The sequence below is a fragment of the Serratia sp. J2 genome, from assembly GCF_046269175.1.
Classification (GTDB): domain Bacteria; phylum Pseudomonadota; class Gammaproteobacteria; order Enterobacterales; family Enterobacteriaceae; genus Chania; species Chania fonticola_C.
This window is the reverse complement of record NZ_JBKABN010000002.1, coordinates 317,533-333,485: the sequence shown is the minus strand read 5'-3', so window position 1 is coordinate 333,485 and position 15,953 is coordinate 317,533. Positions and strand designations below refer to the sequence as shown.

Genomic DNA, 15,953 nt, shown 5'->3' with positions numbered 1-15,953 from the left:
TATATCCCTATGTTAATGATCGGCCATTGGCCATGTTTTCAAGGTGATGGAAGTCGCGAGCAGCGGATGCCACTGCGTTCTGGCCTCGATCACCGTGCGTAACACCAATCCACTGCTTTTGTTTCCGATGATCAGCATCGGCTGAATGCAGTAGTACAGCCGATCTTCGGGTGCAAAAAGCGTTTCTGGGTTGAATAATCGGGCGCTGAAGTGAGTCTCATGATGTGTCTGTACCACTGGGCTCAGGGCAAACACCTCAATCAGCGTGGTGGCCTGCAGCTCCGGCAACGCCGTCGTCAGCGCCGCCAAGGTTTCCGGGGATTTCACCAGCAGTTGGAACAGCAGGGCGTCAAAGAAACTCCACGCCTGGGTGATCTCCGATGCCTGCCCCGGGAACGGCTGGCAGAGTGCCATCACCTCGTTAACGGTCAGCGCATGCTCGTGATCGCAAGCCACCAAGTCTAGTGATCTGGCCGGGGCCAGCTTGCTGCTGAAGCAGCTTTCCTGCGTGGCGCAATCCCGCAATTCACCGGTGATCTGCTTGCCGTTACCCGCTATCTGCAAGTGATACGGCGTCTGGCACAGCACCGGTCGGCGCATGCGGGTGCTGAAAACATAAAAGTCATGCTCCAACGGAGTCGCAAGCAACACCGCACTCAGATGACGTTTCATATCCAGCATCGCACGCATCCCATGGACGCTCAGTTGATCGGCTCCCATTTTACGTACGTGTTGCAGATCAAAGTGGATCGGGTTGTAGTCGCCGGAAAAGGCGGCCCACTCCTCGGCATCGCGCAAGGTGTAGTTGAGGATCATGCTCATGCCCGCCCGATAACCAACGCCGCGTTAGCGCCGCCGAAACCGAAGCTCAGATTCAAGATGTTCTGTAACCGGGCCGGGCGGTGCCCTTCGCTGACGTAGTCCAGATCGCACTCCGGATCGGCATTTTTCAGGTGACAGGTGGCGGGCATCAGTTGATGCTGTAACGCTTGCAGGCAGATGATGGATTCAAAGCTGCCGGCCGCCGCAATCAGATGCCCGGAGTAAGACTTGGTGCTGGAAAGCGGCGTGCTATAAGCCGCCTCGCCGAAGGCCAGCTTGATCGCCTGGGTTTCATTCAGATCGTTGAGGGGCGTAGAGGTGCCGTGCGCATTGATATAGTCAATCTCCTCCGCCGTCACCCCGGCCTGCCGCAAGGCGTGCTGGATGGTTGTCACCCGGGCAATCTTGTCTTCCGCCGGGGCGGTAAAGTCGAAGGCATCAGAGTAATTGCCGTAGCCCTTGATTTCCCCCAGGATGGTTGCCCCACGTGCCAGTGCGGCTTCGCGCTCTTCCAGGCACAACACGGCAGCACCTTCGGAAAGGACAAAGCCGTTGCGATCGAGGCTGAATGGGCAACAGGCCTTGCTGATGTCGTCCTGCTCACTCGTCAAAGCACGCAGCACATCGATATTCCAGACGGCAGTGTCGCTGCTTAACGATTCCCCTGCCCCGGCCAGCATCATCGAGGCACGGCCACTGCGGATCACCTCAAACGCATCGCCAATGGCGATCGTTCCGGTGGCGCAGGCCGCAATCGGGCTATTCTGATAGCCGCGCAGGCCCCAGAACAGGCTACAGGCGGCCGTCGCGACATTCGGCATGGACAGGAAACAGCCAAAGGGTGAACCCAGTCCTGCACGCAGAAAGTCCTCATGATTGTTTTGTATTTCATCCTGGCCCGCCCAGCCGCTACCGATGATGGTGCCGCACTCCAGCAGATCGTAATAGGCCGCCGGGCTTTCCCCATGGAAAGCCATCTCCATTGCTTCGCGGGCCGCCCCCAAGGCTAACCGGGCAAAGCGTGGCAAACGGCGGCGGATCGCGGCAGGCACCCCTTTCAAGTCAGGTTCGTCGTCTATCACCCCCAAAAAATGCGACTGGATCCCCACGGCAGATTTATCGTAATAGCGATAACCCAAGCGGTAATCCATCATCGCCGCCCAGCTTTGCTCGGTATTCATCCCTAATGGCGTGACCGCACCATAGCCTGTAACCACCACGCGACGTGGCAAAGCATCTCTATTCATGATCTCATCCTGTTATATCACCGTCTTTTTCCACACCGCCGCCCAACGCCAGCCACAGCTTCATGGTGGCATTGAGGTAGTTGTACTGCAGATCTGACAAATTGCTTTCAATGGTCAATAACGCATCCTCGGCCTCCAGCAAGGTCTGGAGAGAGGCAGCACCGGCATGATACTGGCTGCTGGCCAGCGCCAAACGCTGCTGACCAAGCCGCAGGTTGCGTTGTTGATTGATTTTTTGCTGTTGATAGCTAAGCCGTTGCGACATGGCGTTATCCACGTCGGCCAACGCGTTGTAGACCTGGCTGCGGAAAGTGATCGCCGCCTGCTTGACGTCCAAATCGGCTATTTCGATGGTCAGTTGCACGGTATTCCAGTTCAGGAAGGGTAAAGCAACACTGCTCCCCAAGCTTCTGCTCGGGTTACTGAACCACTGCTGGAAAATCGTGCTGCCCGCATTGAGTGAAGCACTCAGCGAAAGCGTAGGATAGAAGTTCAAGCGCTCCACATCCGACCCTGCCAGCGCAGCACGCAAGTTCTTTTCTGCCGCCTGCACATCAGGCCGACGAGCAATGACGACTACCGGCAAAGCGCTCGCTACCGGCACTTCCTGATTGATATCCAGGGAAGGGCGTTCGGCCTGACGATCGGTGGGTGAACGGTTGAACAGGATCGCCAGCGCATTACGGTTCTCTTCCCGCTGTTGTTGCAGCGTGCGGTAAGTGTTCTCACGATTAATCAGCGATTGCTGCGCCTGTTGCAGGTCGAGTTGCCCGGCGGCACCGGCGTCATAACGGGATTGCACCATCGCCAGCGTCTGCTGGCCAATTTCCAGCCCCGCCTGCTGTTGCTTGATTTGCTGATTAAGGTTGGCGATCTGCCAATAATACTGCGCCGTATTGCCGATGAGCGTCAGCGCGGTGTTTTGCCGATCCTGTTCCTTGGCCTCAGCCTGCCACTGCGCCTGCTCCCTGGTTCGTGCCAGTTTGCCCCACAAATCCAATTCATAGCTTAGCTCCAGCCCACTGCTGTAAGACTCTGTGGAGTTCGTATTCTGGCGTAGATTCTTGCTATTACTGACCCCGCCGTTTGCCGTCGCGGTTGGCGTCAGGTTGGTATTCTTCAGCCCGGCCGCCAGCCTCGCCTGCTGGAGTTGCAGCCCGGCAATGGCCAGATCGTTGTTGCTGGTCAGCACCCGCCCAATCAGCACGGAGAGCTGCGGATCGTCGAAGTTATCCCACCAATGCTCGGTGTGTTGCAGAAAATCGCTTCCGGTCTGCTGCATCCGCCACTCGGCAGGTACTGACAGCATTGGCCGCTGATAGTCGCTTTTCGTCAACGAGCCACAACCGCTCAGCAGCAGGGGCAACAGTAGTAGAGGGAGTTTGCTCTTCATCATTCGCGCGCCAACGCCTCCGTGGGATGCAGACGCGCCGCGTTGCGCGCCGGGAAAAAACCAAAACCCAGGCCGATCAACGCCGAGAACCCACAGGCCAGCACCAGCGGCGGCCAGGTAAAAATCATGGTGAACTCCTGCGTCACCAGGGAGAACATCACCCCGGCCAGCCCGGAGCCAATAATGCCGATCAACCCGCCCAACGAGCAGATCACCATCGCCTCAATCAGGAACTGACGCATGATGTCTGCGGGCCGCGCACCGACCGAAAGGCGTATGCCGATCTCATGGGTACGTTCGGTGACAGACACCAGCATGATGTTCATCACGCCAACCCCACCCACCAGCAGAGAAATCCCGGCAATGGCGGTGATCAGCAGCGTCATGGAATCCGAGGCTTTACGGATGGCCTTGGTCATCTGGTCATTGGTCTGGGTGAAAAAGTCGCGCCGGCCGTGCATCTGTTCCAACAGCCGTTCGACGCGCCCCTGTGCTTCGATAAGCGAAGTCCCCTCGTGCACACGCAGCATAATCGACTCGATCGGCATATCGCCGGACATGCGCTCCAGCACCGCGGTATAAGGCATCCAGGCACCCAACATCATGCCGCTGTATTTACCACCTTTACGTTCGGCAACGCCGATCACCCGGTAAGGCGTACCCGCAAGCTGGACGATCCCGCCCTCAGCCACTTCATCCGGCTCAAACAGTGTGTCGCGTAATTCCGGATCGATGATCACCACCGGCTCACGCTCATCCAGATCGCGCCGGGTAAAGCCGTTGCCGGAAAGGAAATTCAGGCCCTGCACACGAAAATAGGCGTTGCTGATACCGGAAATCGAAGCCATCGCCTCTTTGCCACCGCGCACGGCGGCCACGGTATTGCTGACCACCGGCGACACGCTGTCGACATAAGGCTGGTGCTCCAACAGCTCAACATCAGCCACCGTCAGCGAGCGGGCGAGATCCGGACGCGGTTTATCCCACCCCAGGCCGGGGCGAACATCTAACGTGCTGGTGCCCAATTGGCTAATTTCATTGAGTATATTTTGCCGAGCGCCCTCACCCACCGCCATTGACGACACCACGGAAGAGACGCCGATAATGATGCCCAACATCGACAAAAAGGCCCTTGCTCGGTGCCCCAGCAACGCACGCCAGGCCATCTTGACCGCCTCTTGCACGCTCGGCCAAAACGGGTTGCGCCCGGTAGCCGCGGCAACCGGCAGCGCAGGTTTGGTTTCCTGTAGGGCTAGCACCTCATTACGCTGGTCGGCCACGATCTCGCCGTCGCTGATTTCGATGATGCGCTGCGCCTGATTGGCCACGTCCCGATCGTGGGTGACGATAATGATGGTATGCCCCGAACGGTGCAGCGAGTGCAGGATCCCCATCAGTTCCTGGCCACTGGCACGGTCGAGCGCACCGGTCGGCTCATCGGCCAGAATAATTTCCGCCCCGTTCATCAACGCCCGCGCAATACTGACGCGCTGCTGTTGCCCACCGGAGAGTTGTGCCGGTTTGTAATCCATCCGGTGCTGCAACCCAAGCCGGGTGAGCAGGTATTCGGCCCGCGTCTCGCGTTCTGCCGCAGGCATCGCGGTATACAGGGCGGGAATGGCGACGTTTTCGGCAGCACTCAGATAAGGCATCAGGTGATAACGCTGGAAAATAAACCCGATGTACTGGCTGCGTAACTGGGCCAACTGCTCACTGCTGGCGAGTTGGGTGGAGATACCTTTGATCTGCATCTCGCCCTGTGTGGGCTTGTCCAGGCAGCCGATGATATTCATCAGCGTGGATTTCCCCGAGCCGGACGCGCCGATAATCGCCACCATTTCGCCACGCTGAATGGAGAGGGTGATATTTTTCAGTACCGCCACGGTCTGCAACCCGGAGACAAAATGCCGGGAGATGCCGCGCAGTGCGATCAAGGGAGCGGATGACTTAACCATTGCTAGCACTCCCGGCTGAATGCTGCACCAACACTACGCGATCGCCCTCTTTCAGCCCCTCTTTCACTTCGGCAAACTGGCGGTCGTTCAGACCGATGCGGATCCAGCGTGATTCAAGCTGTTTACCGTTCATCACCTGTACCTGATAACGATCTTTACCCTGCTGTTCACCAAAGGCGGCCACCGGCACGCGCAGGGCATTTTTCACCTGTTCGGTGATAATAAAGACCTGGGCGGTCATCGAGGTGCGCAACAGACGTTTGCTGTTGGCAATGGCAAACACACCGCTGTAATACACCGCCGAGGCTTGCTGATTGGCAGAACCTGACGAGTTGCCTTCCTGCAAGGCTTCGTTCGGGGCTTCCTGGATCGAACCCATCACGCTGTCGTAGCGCTGTTTTGGATCGGCAACAACGTAGAACCACAGCGGTTGCCCCACGCGCACCTTCAGGATATCGGTCTCCGAAATACGGGTGTGCACCGTCATGGTGTCCACATCCGCCAACACCAGAATGGTCGGGACGGTTTGTGACGACACGATGGTCTGCCCTTCTTTAGTGACGATCCCCAGCACTTCACCGTCGATCGGCGCGACGATGCGGGTGAAGCCCAGATTGGCTTTCGCGGTTTGCTGCTCCATCTGCGCCTGAACGATCTGCGCATCGTTGACCTTCAACTGGGCAAGCTGGGTTTGGTACTGCGCCTGCGCCTTCTCCAGATCGCTTTTCACGCCTGAACCATCGCGATCCAGCTTCATCTGACGCTTCAACTCCTGCTGATACTGCTTGAGCGTTGCCTGGGTGACCTGCTTCTGCGCCTGAGCGCTTTGCAAGGCAGCCTCCGATTTACGCAACTCATTCTGTTGCAAGGTCGGATCGATTTCCGCCAGCAGTTGCCCTCGGGTGACGCGATCGCCCTGCTTCACATACAGCTTTTGCAATTGTCCGTTAACCTGCGCACCGACGCTGACCTGCAGCGCTGGTTTGAGGATACCGGTGGCCAACACGGTTTTCTCGATATCGCCACGGGCGATCTCTTCGATGTCATAGGTATTATTCTGCGTAGGCCCAACGATGAACCAGGCGATCGTGCCGATCAACACCACCTGACACAGCAAGGCAATCGGCACTAGCCTGCGTTTATCCATGCCAAACATTTGCAACTTCATTAACTCATCGCCGTGGTTAACGCCGCTGGCGCTTCAAGCTCCGTGGCAACGCTCACCACATGGCCGTTACTCACGCGGTATACCCGATCGAACATCGGTAATACGCTTTCGCTGTGCGTCACGGTGATCAACGTTTTATGCTGCTCGCGGCAATGTGCCAGCAAGGTGGTCATCACCTGGTGCGCCGTTTCCTCATCCAGGTTGGCCGTAGGCTCATCGAGCACCAACACCGGACGATCGCTGTACATAGCTCGCGCCAGCAGCAGACGTTGGCGTTGCCCCTGAGACAGCCCTGCATGGCTTTCGCGGATCAGGGCATTCAACCCCCCCGGCAGTTTTTCTATCACCAAGCTCAGATTCAGCCCTGCAAGGGAACGCTCGACCTGCCGATGTTTGCGCTCATCAAACCTCTCATCAAACAGGGTGATATTTTGCAGCACCGAGGCATTGAACAAGATGTCCTCCTGGCTTTGCAGGAAGAACAACGCGTGCACCTGCTGATAATCGAGCGGCTGGCCATCAACAATCACCTGCCCCTGCTGGGGTGTCATCAGGCCGGTCATCACCTTCAGCAAGGTGCTTTTTCCCGCACCCGACTCACCCACAATGGCAATGCTTTTCCCCGGTTTGAGCGACAGGGAAAGGTCGTGCAATACCGGTTGCTGGGCGTCATAGGCAAAGGCGATATTTTTATAACGTAACTGCGAAGTGAATTTAGGGATGGGGGCAGGTAGCGCATCCTCCGCCCTATCCTGTTCAGACCGCGACGGGAACAAGTCTCTGGCGCGGGTATCGATCACGTGCAGTTGGTTCTTTTGCAGGACGGAGTAGAAAATCTTGGTGATATAAGAGGTGAAGATTTCACGCACAAAACTGTAGGCAAAGAACTCACCCAGCGTGATAGTGCCGTTTTTCAGCAACGGCAGCGCCAGCAACATAAAGAACACCATCTCCAGGCTACCGATCAACTGATACAGACTGCTTTTGACCTGCTCGTACATCTTCTGCTGTTGGCGACAGGTAAACAGCGCCAGAGCAAACTTGGCGAACATCCCTTTACGCTGGCTGTCCAACCCGGCGGACTTGATGGTGGAGAATCCTTGAATACTCTCCAGGATAAAGTCGCTCTGCTCGGCGGTTTTTACCTGCAACTGCTGGGTGTAGAAACGGTCACGATAGATGGCCCAAACGCTGACCAACCCCATCAGGGTGACCCCCACACCAGACACCATGGCCAGCAGCGGGCTCATGTAGCACATCACCGCCAGTGCGATAGCGCCGATGATCCAATCGGTACGCAGGCCGTTATCCAGTTCGATTTTAGTCCCCGACGCCATCTGCCAGTTGGAAAAACGGCTGAAGACTTCGCCCGGTGCGCGTTTATCAAAGAAGTTCAGCGAATTGCTGAGCAAGCGCGAGAATCCAGCCACGCTGTTGATCACCACAAAGCGTTTGATAAAGCGCTCGGTGATCCAACGCACGCCGAAGGCCAGCGTGGTCGAAACGACAAATGCCAACAGGAAGTAGAAGTAAGGGAAGTCGGTTTCACCTACGCTGGAAAAAACCTGATTGATGGCGCTGCTGACCATCGTCGGCATGATAAACAGCGTTAAAGAGATCAGAAACGCCAGTATCATCAGCCGGTAAATACCGGGGATACGCGCGGTTTCTTTCAGGCTCATGGTATCGGACGCACTGAAGCGTTTACTGGGCTTAACATTGGCCAACGCCTGAGGGTCAGGCTGGGCTTCACTGTCCAGTACCAACGCATAACCGCTGATTTCCATTTTTAGCGCATCAATAGGCAACAGTTGCTGGCCAATGCCTGGGTTCATCACGCAAACGTGATTACCTTTACGGTAGGCCAACACCACATAATGGCTCGCCCCATAATGCAAAATGGCGGGCAGCGGTATTTCCGCCAGTTCACCGTGCTCGAAGGCAACGGGATAGGCGGGCATCGCCAGCTCAGCCATGATGTCGCACAGTGTGGCCAGCGAGGTGCCATGCTGCGAGGCAGGATAGCGCTCACGCAGGCTTTCCAATGGCACACTGATGCCCTGCGTTTCCGCCATCATGGCGATGCAGGCCAGTCCACATTCATTCGTTTCGCCTTGAAACACCAGCGCCGGGATTATCTTTTCCATGATCTGACTTCTTCAATTTCCAGGTTATTCATTGATAAAAAATAACGAATGTGAGTGCCATAACAGCCAATCTTCAGGGTGCCTGACGATCGACGTTTCAATCAGTTCCGGCAGTTTGGCTTTCAGGTTGCAGGCCGCTATCGGCGGATCAATGTGGATCTTTATTCCCTGGTCGTAATACAGGTAATAAGAGACCACCTGCGCAGACAAGGCTCTGGCGATTCGAATAACGCCGCTGTGCAGGTTGGCCGGGCGATCAAACAGGCGACAACGGAGCTTCGCCGTTTTTGCCTCATTGGTATTGACGGTGTAATCCGGCGAGATATCGGGGAAAATCATGATATTGCATTGATGATCGGCCGCCGCCATAATCGCGCTCGTCAAATTGCCAGCAATCGCCCGGTTATCGTCATGGATAGAGCAGTAAGACAGGTTAATTCCCGCTTGCTGTCGCGTTCTTTCCTGATAGACCTCTGCACTGGCAGAAACCACTACCGTTGCCTGCCCCGGAAAAACCCCGGCCCCTACCATGCCAGCCAGCACGTCAGAGACCATATGCAGCGGTGCAAGCACCACCGGTTGCCCTGCTCGGTGCAAGGGCTCAACTACCGCGTTGAGCTGCACCTGACAGTGCTCCAACTGGGCCAGGAGCTGGGCATTACCGGCATAGGCAGCGGCCAGATCCAGCAAGCGACGCCGCTGACTGATCTTGGCAAAATCCACCTTGCGGCCATCGTTAATCAGGCATTGCTTATTGGCTGCGGCCACAAAAGCACGCCTGCGTTCCCCCCGGTTACTCAACCGCAGCCAGCGGCTAAACGCCGCCAGCCCAAGAAACCAACGATAATCGCCATGCCGCAGCAACCAGCAAGCAGTGTTGTTCTGTGCTCTACGCAACGGCAAAAAACTCCGCGCGACTTTTGCCAAGGCATCTCTCCATGCCAGGTAAACCCACACGGCAAAGAAACGCATTATTGCTCCAGCGGTTTATCATGCTGCAGCAGCGACAGCAGGTGATCGGCAAACTCAGGGAAATCGCGATCCTGCAGGGCCAGCCACTTCTTGCTGACGATAAAGGTTGGGGTCGCGTTGATTTTGTAGTGATCGGACACGGTGGTCATATAGCGCAGCAACTCTGCGACCTGCGGAGTTTGACTGGCAGCGTGATAAGCCGCGAGGTCGATACCGTTCTCCGCCAACCAGCTATCACGGTGTTGAGGGTGACTCAGATCGCTTTTTTGTTTGATGACGGCGTTATAGGCACTTTCACGGTGCTGCGGTTCAATGCCCATCACCGTCAGGGTGGCAAATAATGGGGCGAAACTTGCCAGGCCATTGCTCTGTGCATTATTGAGATGCAGGCGGACCAGTTTTGTACCTGCTGGCATACGCGCTTCCAGCTTGGCAATATTCTCTTCGTTTATGGCACAGTAGTGGCAGCCGTAAGAGAATATCTCGACGATGGTATTACTCTCGTTGATCGGGCTATTTTTGATCTCGTCATCGCTGACGGCAACCAGAGCTTGCTGTTCGATGCCCTGATTCAATACAAAATAGTGGAAATAGGCCGTCGTGATCAACGAGGAAATAACGATAATCGCCAAGGTGTAAATGAGAAGCTGCAGGGGTCTTTTGAACATAAACCGTACATCCTAAAAAAGGCACACCAATGAGATCTTATAACGGAGGGATAGCCATTTTTATTTAGCACGTAGCGCCGTTGGCAAGCCAAAAGTCATTACATCCCTGTCCATCAATAAGCACCATTTTCAAACAGGCCGATGCAAAAATCCTATCGCACCAGCCCAAACTTATATCCTGAAACTCAGGAAGAGCTTACGGTCGGCCAGCCGGGCAGTTGGCAGGATCAACAGAGGAGCTAGTCTGACTCACAATTCGGCCATTCTTATCCAGGCAAGTTCTAACGACATAGCAAGCACCACCAGCGCCACCCACATACTCAACAGCACAGACTCTTTTACATTTACCACCAACAATTGCACCTGCATCTAAGGTATTAACTTTTTTCACAGTATCGTCCTTTTTATAAAAGTGAAACAAAAACAGCCCGAGTAACATCTATCATCAGTGATAGAGTAATCCTACGCTTGATATAAAGGCACGATTAACCATACCTTTATTAAAGCGCAAGAAATTAGGTCAAACTGAATTATTTCGTTCTTTCAAAAGAGTTATGACCCAAGGATAGCCCGACGTTTAAATCAGATCAATAATAATTTTTGTGGCAATTGACACATTACAAAAAAATCATAACACCGCTAATACAGGATGTTTCTCGTTAAACAATAAGATTGAATACAATAAAAAATACGCCACTAGATATACCGTAAAAAATAACAATAGTTAATAAAGGATAATTCCCTGAGCGTAAAATCAGCCCCGCTTCAAGAACGAAAGATATTAAAGAAAATCTAAACGGTATTACGAGGTAATAATCGGAAGGAGAAAGCGGAGCAACTTGCAATGTTGATAACGCGAGGTGTACGGCAATGGGCTTTTTATCATAGCCAACACAATAATGCGGAAAATGATTCAGATCATAACCAGGAATCATCTTAATCCGTACCATCATCGGCATCCTGCCACCGCGGGTACTCATTATCTTAGTCGGGAAATCATTAGCGTTGATAGATTAGCCATAGCCAAAAACCGGGCCGACGGCATCAACTGAAGATAATTTACTCACATTGGCAAACGGCATACTAAGCTTGAAGAGTCTACGAGTGGTTGAAACTGAAGGAAACAATATGGGTTGCGCACGTCCGCTAGTGGGTAAGGGGAATAGCGCCGGGAGTGCGTGAAATCCGAAGTGGTTGTGTCCTACGGTCACAGTAGCAAGATTAAGTTCTCGCAGCAGCGTGAACAAAGGCCGGAGCTGGCCTAGACGAGCGGTAAGACGTGATGCATATGGTCAACGAGTTAACTCATCGCTCCCCCTAAAATCCGATCCTAAGAGATTGCATCGTGAATATAAAACTGGTTGCCGTTGTGCTTTGCACACTTTTTCTTACTGCCTGTGACAGAGAGACGCCGAAAGAACCCGCAAGCGTCCGTCCGGTGAACATTTTTGAGGTTAGCAACAGTGCCCAGCAAGGAGTACGCATCTTCCCTGCCAGGATTATCGCAGGTGACCGTACCGACCTGGCCTTCAAGCGCCCAGGGCAACTACAGCAATTGCTGGTGCGCGAAGGCGAACGAGTCAACCAGGGGCAAGTGATTGCCGAACTAAACAGCAATGACGCACGGCTACGGTTACGTGACCGGCAAGCCACGTTCGATCTGGCACAGGCTCAATTCAATCGTTTCGCCACCCTGAGTGCCCGCAATGTTATTCCCCGTGCCGAACTGGACGTTCATCGCGCAGCGCGTGATTCGGCCCAGGCCGCCTTGAAGTTGGCCAGGGAAGAGGTGAGCGATATGCAAATCCGTGCCCCCTTTACCGGTGTGATTGCCACGCTCACTGCCCGCAACTATCAAGTGATCCCGGCAGGCCAACCGATAGCGACCTTGAACTCGCTGGATTCACTGGATGTAGTATTCAGCATCCCTGAAAATCTGTTCATTGTGATTGATGAAAACAATGCACAGTACCAACCTATTGTTCTGTTGAACAACTTGCCGGGCCGCGAGTTTACCGCCCGCTATAAAGAACACACCACCAATACCACCGCAGGCTCATTGACTTATCAAATGACCCTGACCATGCCGCGCCCGCAAGACCTGCCAATGCTCTCGGGGATGAGCGGCAGCGTGAAAATCAACCTCGGTAATCTGGCCGGGGCTTCGCAAAAGGCCAATGTCATTGTGCCCGTCGAGGCGGTATTTAACCCGGATAACAGCCCACGCAATCAACCCCACGTGTGGGTGATCAAGGAACGTGATGGCAAACTGTTTGTGGAATCTCGTCAGGTTGAAACCGGGCAACTGACCGCTAACGGAATACAGATCGTCTCCGGTCTGGCCGATGGTGAACGGATCGTCGCCGCCGGTACTCGCGAACTGCGCCCCAATCAGGAAGTGCGCGCCTGGGTCCGTGAGCGAGGTCTGTAATGAAACTGACAGAGAATTTTATCAACAACGGCACCCGAATCTGGCTGGCGATCCTGCTGCTAGGTATTGGCGGTGTGCTGGCGTTTCTCAACATCGGCAGGCTGGAGGATCCGGCCTTTACCATCAAGACTGCGGTGGTGGTCACCCGCTATGACGGCGCTTCGGCCCAGCAGGTGGAGGAAGAAGTCACCCTGCCGCTGGAAAATGCCATTCAGCAGCTGCCTTATATTGATAACGTCACCTCCATCTCCAGCGTGGGGCTGTCGCAGATCACCATAAATATCCGTGCTGAATACGGTGCCGCCGAACTGCCACAAATCTGGGATGTGTTGCGCCGGCGCATTGGCGATGCCGCGATACGGTTACCGCCCGGTGCCAGCCCTCCGATAGTGAACGATGACTTTGGCGATGTGTACGGCTTCTTCTTCTCGCTATATGGCGACGGCTTTAGCAATCAGGAGCTGCGCAACTTTGCCGAGCTGCTACGCCGTGAGTTAGTGGTGGTGCCGGGCGTGGGTAAGGTGGGGATTGTCGGGGTGATCCCGGAAGAGGTGCAGATTGAGATTTCCCGCGCCCAGATGACCGCCGCCAATATTATCCCACAGCGGCTTTACGATCTGTTGAGCCGGCAGAACGTGGTATCCAACGCCGGGGATCTGTTGGTGGGCAGCGAGTCGATCAGGCTGCATCCCACCGGGGAATTTGCCAGCGTGCAAGAGTTGGGTAACCTGCTGATTAGCGAGCCGGGTAGCCCGCGCAGCGTTTACCTGCGCGACATCGCCACCATCAGCCAGGGCGTAACCCACTCCCCCAATAATATCTACCGTGCCAACGGGCGGCCTGCGCTCTCCATCGGCGTATCCTTTGCCCCGAATGTGAACGTGATTGTGGTGGGCGAAGCGGTCAAGGCCCGGTTGGCCCAACTGCAAGCCGAACGCCCCGCCGGGATGGATATCAGCGTTTTCTACGATCAGTCCCATGAAGTAGAAGGCGCGGTGAACGGCTTTATCATGAACTTCTTGCTGGCGCTGCTGATCGTGGTCGGCACCCTGCTGATCTTTATGGGGGTGCGTAGCGGGCTGGTGATCGCCGCCTCGCTGGCGCTGAACGTGCTTGGCACCCTGCTGATCATGAAGCTGTTCAACATTGAGCTGCAGCGCGTTTCGCTCGGGGCGCTGGTGATCGCCTTAAGTATGTTGGTAGATAACGCCATTGTGATCGTCGAGGGCGTGCTGGTTGGGCGGCAACAGGGTGAGAAGACCCTGCAGGCCATTAATAACGTGGTCAAACGCACCATGTTCCCGTTACTGGGGGCGACGGTGATCGCCATTCTGGCGTTTGCACCGATCGGCTTATCCAACGATGCCACCGGGGAATACTGTAAGTCACTGTTCCAGGTGCTGCTGATCTCCCTGATGCTGAGCTGGTTCACCGCCTTGACCCTGACGCCGGTATTCACCAAATGGGCGTTTGAAAAACAGAAAATGGCCGAGCCAAAGCCCGATGAGCCGGTCAAATCGCCTTATGATGGTTGGCTGTTCCGCGTCTATCGCAATCTATTGGGCAAACTGCTGCGCCAGCGCACCATTACGTTGGGGGTGCTGGCCGCGTTGATGGTCGTCTCGGTGATCGGCTTTGGCAACGTGCGCCAAAGCTTCTTCCCGCCGTCCAATACGCCGATCTTCTTCGTCGATCTCTGGCTGCCCTACGGCACCGATATCGCCTACACCGAAAAGATTGCTGCCCAAATCGAACAGCATATCCAGGCGCAAGACGGTGTCAGCGATACCATGGTCACCATCGGCCAGGGTGCGATGCGCTTTATGCTCACCTACAACGCGCAGCGGCAATATTCCAACTATGCACAGATAATGGTACGAGCCAAGCAGCTCAACCAGATCCCCGGTATGATCGGCCAAATAGAGGGCTACGTACGCAATAATTACCCCCAGGTGAACGCCCAGGCCAAACGCATCATGTTCGGGCCTTCGAATAACAGTTCCATCGAGGCGCGCTTTATCGGGCCGGATCCGAACGTGCTGCGAACGCTGGCGGCCAAGGCAGAAACCATCGCCAGCGCCGACCCCAATGCCGACGGCGTTATGCACGACTGGCAACAGCGCAGCATGGTTATTCGCCCGCAGTTCTCGGATTATCTTGGCCGTGAATTAGGGGTGGATAAACGCGAAATCGACAGTGCGCTGCGCATGAGTTTTGGCGGGATCACCGTCGGCCTATACCGTGATGGAACCCGGTTAATGCCGATTGTGTTAAGAACGCCGGACTCGGAGCGGTTGAATGCCGAACGGTTGAACGACGTGATGATCTGGAGCCAGGCGCGGCAGGCGTTTATTCCTATCGACAACGTGGTCAACGGCTTTACTACCGAGTGGGAAGACCCGCTGATCATGCGCCGGGATCGCAAACGCACCCTGACGGTTCAGGCCGATCCTAGCTCCCAGAGCGGTGAAACCTCTGCCGAACTGTTGCAACGCATCAAACCGGGTATCGATGCCATCCCATTACCGCGTGGCTATGAACTGAATTGGGGCGGCGACTATGAAAGTACCAAGGAAGCCCAGGCCGGGTTGTTCACCAGCCTGCCGGTGGCCTTTGTGATCATGTTCATCATCACCGTGCTGATGTTCAGCTCGCTGAAAAATGCCGTCGCGATCTGGCTGACCATTCCACTGGCCTTGATTGGGGTAACCGTAGGCTTCCTGCTAACCGGTATTCCGTTTGGCTTTATGGCGCTGATTGGCCTGTTGAGTTTAAGCGGCATGTTGATCCGTAACGGCATTGTATTGGTAGAGGAGATCGGGTTACAGCGACAGGAAAAACCGATCCTGGAGGCCATCATTGACGCTTCTACCTCGCGTTTGCGCCCTATCCTGCTGACGGCCTTTACCACCGTACTCGGCCTGGCCCCACTGCTTAGCGATGCTTTCTTCCAGAGCATGGCGGTGGTGATCATGTTCGGCCTGGGCTTCGCTACCGTGCTGACGTTGTTGGTGCTGCCGGTGATCTACAGCTGTATGAACTCCGATAAGCAAAAGGTCACACCGCAAACTGAGAGCTAAGACTTAAGTAAGGGCACTGCATAAGCCCGGTTGAATATTTGTATTCGATCGGGCTATTGCAAACGCGGGC

At 55.2% G+C, this 15,953-nt stretch carries 11 protein-coding genes; 2 read left to right on the top strand and 9 right to left on the bottom strand.

The genetic code is table 11. The features are described 5' to 3' along the window. Positions 1–12: 12 nt before the first annotated feature. From ACKWMY_RS03435 to ACKWMY_RS03395, 9 genes are all read right to left on the bottom strand, one after another. The gene (locus ACKWMY_RS03435) at positions 13–822 is read right to left on the bottom strand and encodes a hypothetical protein (protein WP_409485887.1); all 810 of its coding nucleotides are present in this window, start codon (positions 820–822) and stop codon (positions 13–15) included. Further along, positions 819–2,069 (bottom strand): beta-ketoacyl-[acyl-carrier-protein] synthase family protein, encoded by a 1,251-nt coding sequence (locus tag ACKWMY_RS03430; RefSeq protein ID WP_409485886.1) that lies wholly within the window; start codon positions 2,067–2,069, stop codon positions 819–821. Before ACKWMY_RS03430 ends, ACKWMY_RS03435 begins: the two co-directional genes overlap by 4 nt. Positions 2,070–2,073: 4 nt before the next feature. After that, the gene (locus ACKWMY_RS03425) at positions 2,074–3,462 is read right to left on the bottom strand and encodes an efflux transporter outer membrane subunit (protein ID WP_409485901.1); all 1,389 of its coding nucleotides are present in this window, start codon (positions 3,460–3,462) and stop codon (positions 2,074–2,076) included. Continuing rightward, positions 3,462–5,417, bottom strand: coding sequence for an ABC transporter permease (locus ACKWMY_RS03420; RefSeq protein ID WP_261160398.1), 1,956 nt, complete (start codon positions 5,415–5,417; stop codon positions 3,462–3,464). Before ACKWMY_RS03420 ends, ACKWMY_RS03425 begins: the two co-directional genes overlap by 1 nt. Continuing rightward, the gene (locus ACKWMY_RS03415; protein ID WP_074029762.1) at positions 5,410–6,585 is read right to left on the bottom strand and encodes an efflux RND transporter periplasmic adaptor subunit; all 1,176 of its coding nucleotides are present in this window, start codon (positions 6,583–6,585) and stop codon (positions 5,410–5,412) included. The genes ACKWMY_RS03420 and ACKWMY_RS03415 overlap by 8 nt, the downstream gene beginning before the upstream one ends. Continuing rightward, on the bottom strand, positions 6,585–8,732 hold the full coding sequence (locus tag ACKWMY_RS03410; protein ID WP_409485885.1) for a peptidase domain-containing ABC transporter: 2,148 nt from the start codon (positions 8,730–8,732) through the stop codon (positions 6,585–6,587). Before ACKWMY_RS03410 ends, ACKWMY_RS03415 begins: the two co-directional genes overlap by 1 nt. A gap of 24 nt (positions 8,733–8,756) precedes the next feature. Next, the gene (locus ACKWMY_RS03405; protein ID WP_409485884.1) at positions 8,757–9,704 is read right to left on the bottom strand and encodes an ABC transporter; all 948 of its coding nucleotides are present in this window, start codon (positions 9,702–9,704) and stop codon (positions 8,757–8,759) included. Further along, positions 9,704–10,372 (bottom strand): DsbA family protein, encoded by a 669-nt coding sequence (locus tag ACKWMY_RS03400; RefSeq protein ID WP_409485883.1) that lies wholly within the window; start codon positions 10,370–10,372, stop codon positions 9,704–9,706. Before ACKWMY_RS03400 ends, ACKWMY_RS03405 begins: the two co-directional genes overlap by 1 nt. 659 nt (positions 10,373–11,031) lie before the next feature. Then, entirely contained in the window at positions 11,032–11,325 is a 294-nt protein-coding gene (locus ACKWMY_RS03395) for a hypothetical protein (RefSeq protein ID WP_409485882.1), read from the bottom strand. Positions 11,326–11,717: 392 nt separating this feature from the next. Between ACKWMY_RS03395 and ACKWMY_RS03390 the strand changes: the two genes are divergently transcribed. Next, positions 11,718–12,803 carry an efflux RND transporter periplasmic adaptor subunit gene (locus tag ACKWMY_RS03390; RefSeq protein ID WP_024531045.1) on the top strand — a complete coding sequence of 362 codons (1,086 nt, stop codon included), beginning with the start codon at positions 11,718–11,720 and terminating at the stop codon, positions 12,801–12,803. Next, positions 12,803–15,883 carry an efflux RND transporter permease subunit gene (locus tag ACKWMY_RS03385; RefSeq protein ID WP_409485881.1) on the top strand — a complete coding sequence of 1,027 codons (3,081 nt, stop codon included), beginning with the start codon at positions 12,803–12,805 and terminating at the stop codon, positions 15,881–15,883. Before ACKWMY_RS03390 ends, ACKWMY_RS03385 begins: the two co-directional genes overlap by 1 nt. The last annotated feature ends 70 nt before the right edge of the window (positions 15,884–15,953 follow it).

Coding starts and splice junctions, on each gene's coding strand:
- ACKWMY_RS03435 (WP_409485887.1), bottom strand. CDS start 822: ATGAGCATGATCCTCAACTACACCTTGCGCGATGCCGAGGAGTGGGCC.
- ACKWMY_RS03430 (WP_409485886.1), bottom strand. CDS start 2,069: ATGAATAGAGATGCTTTGCCACGTCGCGTGGTGGTTACAGGCTATGGT.
- ACKWMY_RS03425 (WP_409485901.1), bottom strand. CDS start 3,462: ATGAAGAGCAAACTCCCTCTACTACTGTTGCCCCTGCTGCTGAGCGGT.
- ACKWMY_RS03420 (WP_261160398.1), bottom strand. CDS start 5,417: ATGGTTAAGTCATCCGCTCCCTTGATCGCACTGCGCGGCATCTCCCGG.
- ACKWMY_RS03415 (WP_074029762.1), bottom strand. CDS start 6,585: ATGAAGTTGCAAATGTTTGGCATGGATAAACGCAGGCTAGTGCCGATT.
- ACKWMY_RS03410 (WP_409485885.1), bottom strand. CDS start 8,732: ATGGAAAAGATAATCCCGGCGCTGGTGTTTCAAGGCGAAACGAATGAA.
- ACKWMY_RS03405 (WP_409485884.1), bottom strand. CDS start 9,704: ATGCGTTTCTTTGCCGTGTGGGTTTACCTGGCATGGAGAGATGCCTTG.
- ACKWMY_RS03400 (WP_409485883.1), bottom strand. CDS start 10,372: ATGTTCAAAAGACCCCTGCAGCTTCTCATTTACACCTTGGCGATTATC.
- ACKWMY_RS03395 (WP_409485882.1), bottom strand. CDS start 11,325: ATGATGGTACGGATTAAGATGATTCCTGGTTATGATCTGAATCATTTT.
- ACKWMY_RS03385 (WP_409485881.1), top strand. CDS start 12,803: ATGAAACTGACAGAGAATTTTATCAACAACGGCACCCGAATCTGGCTG.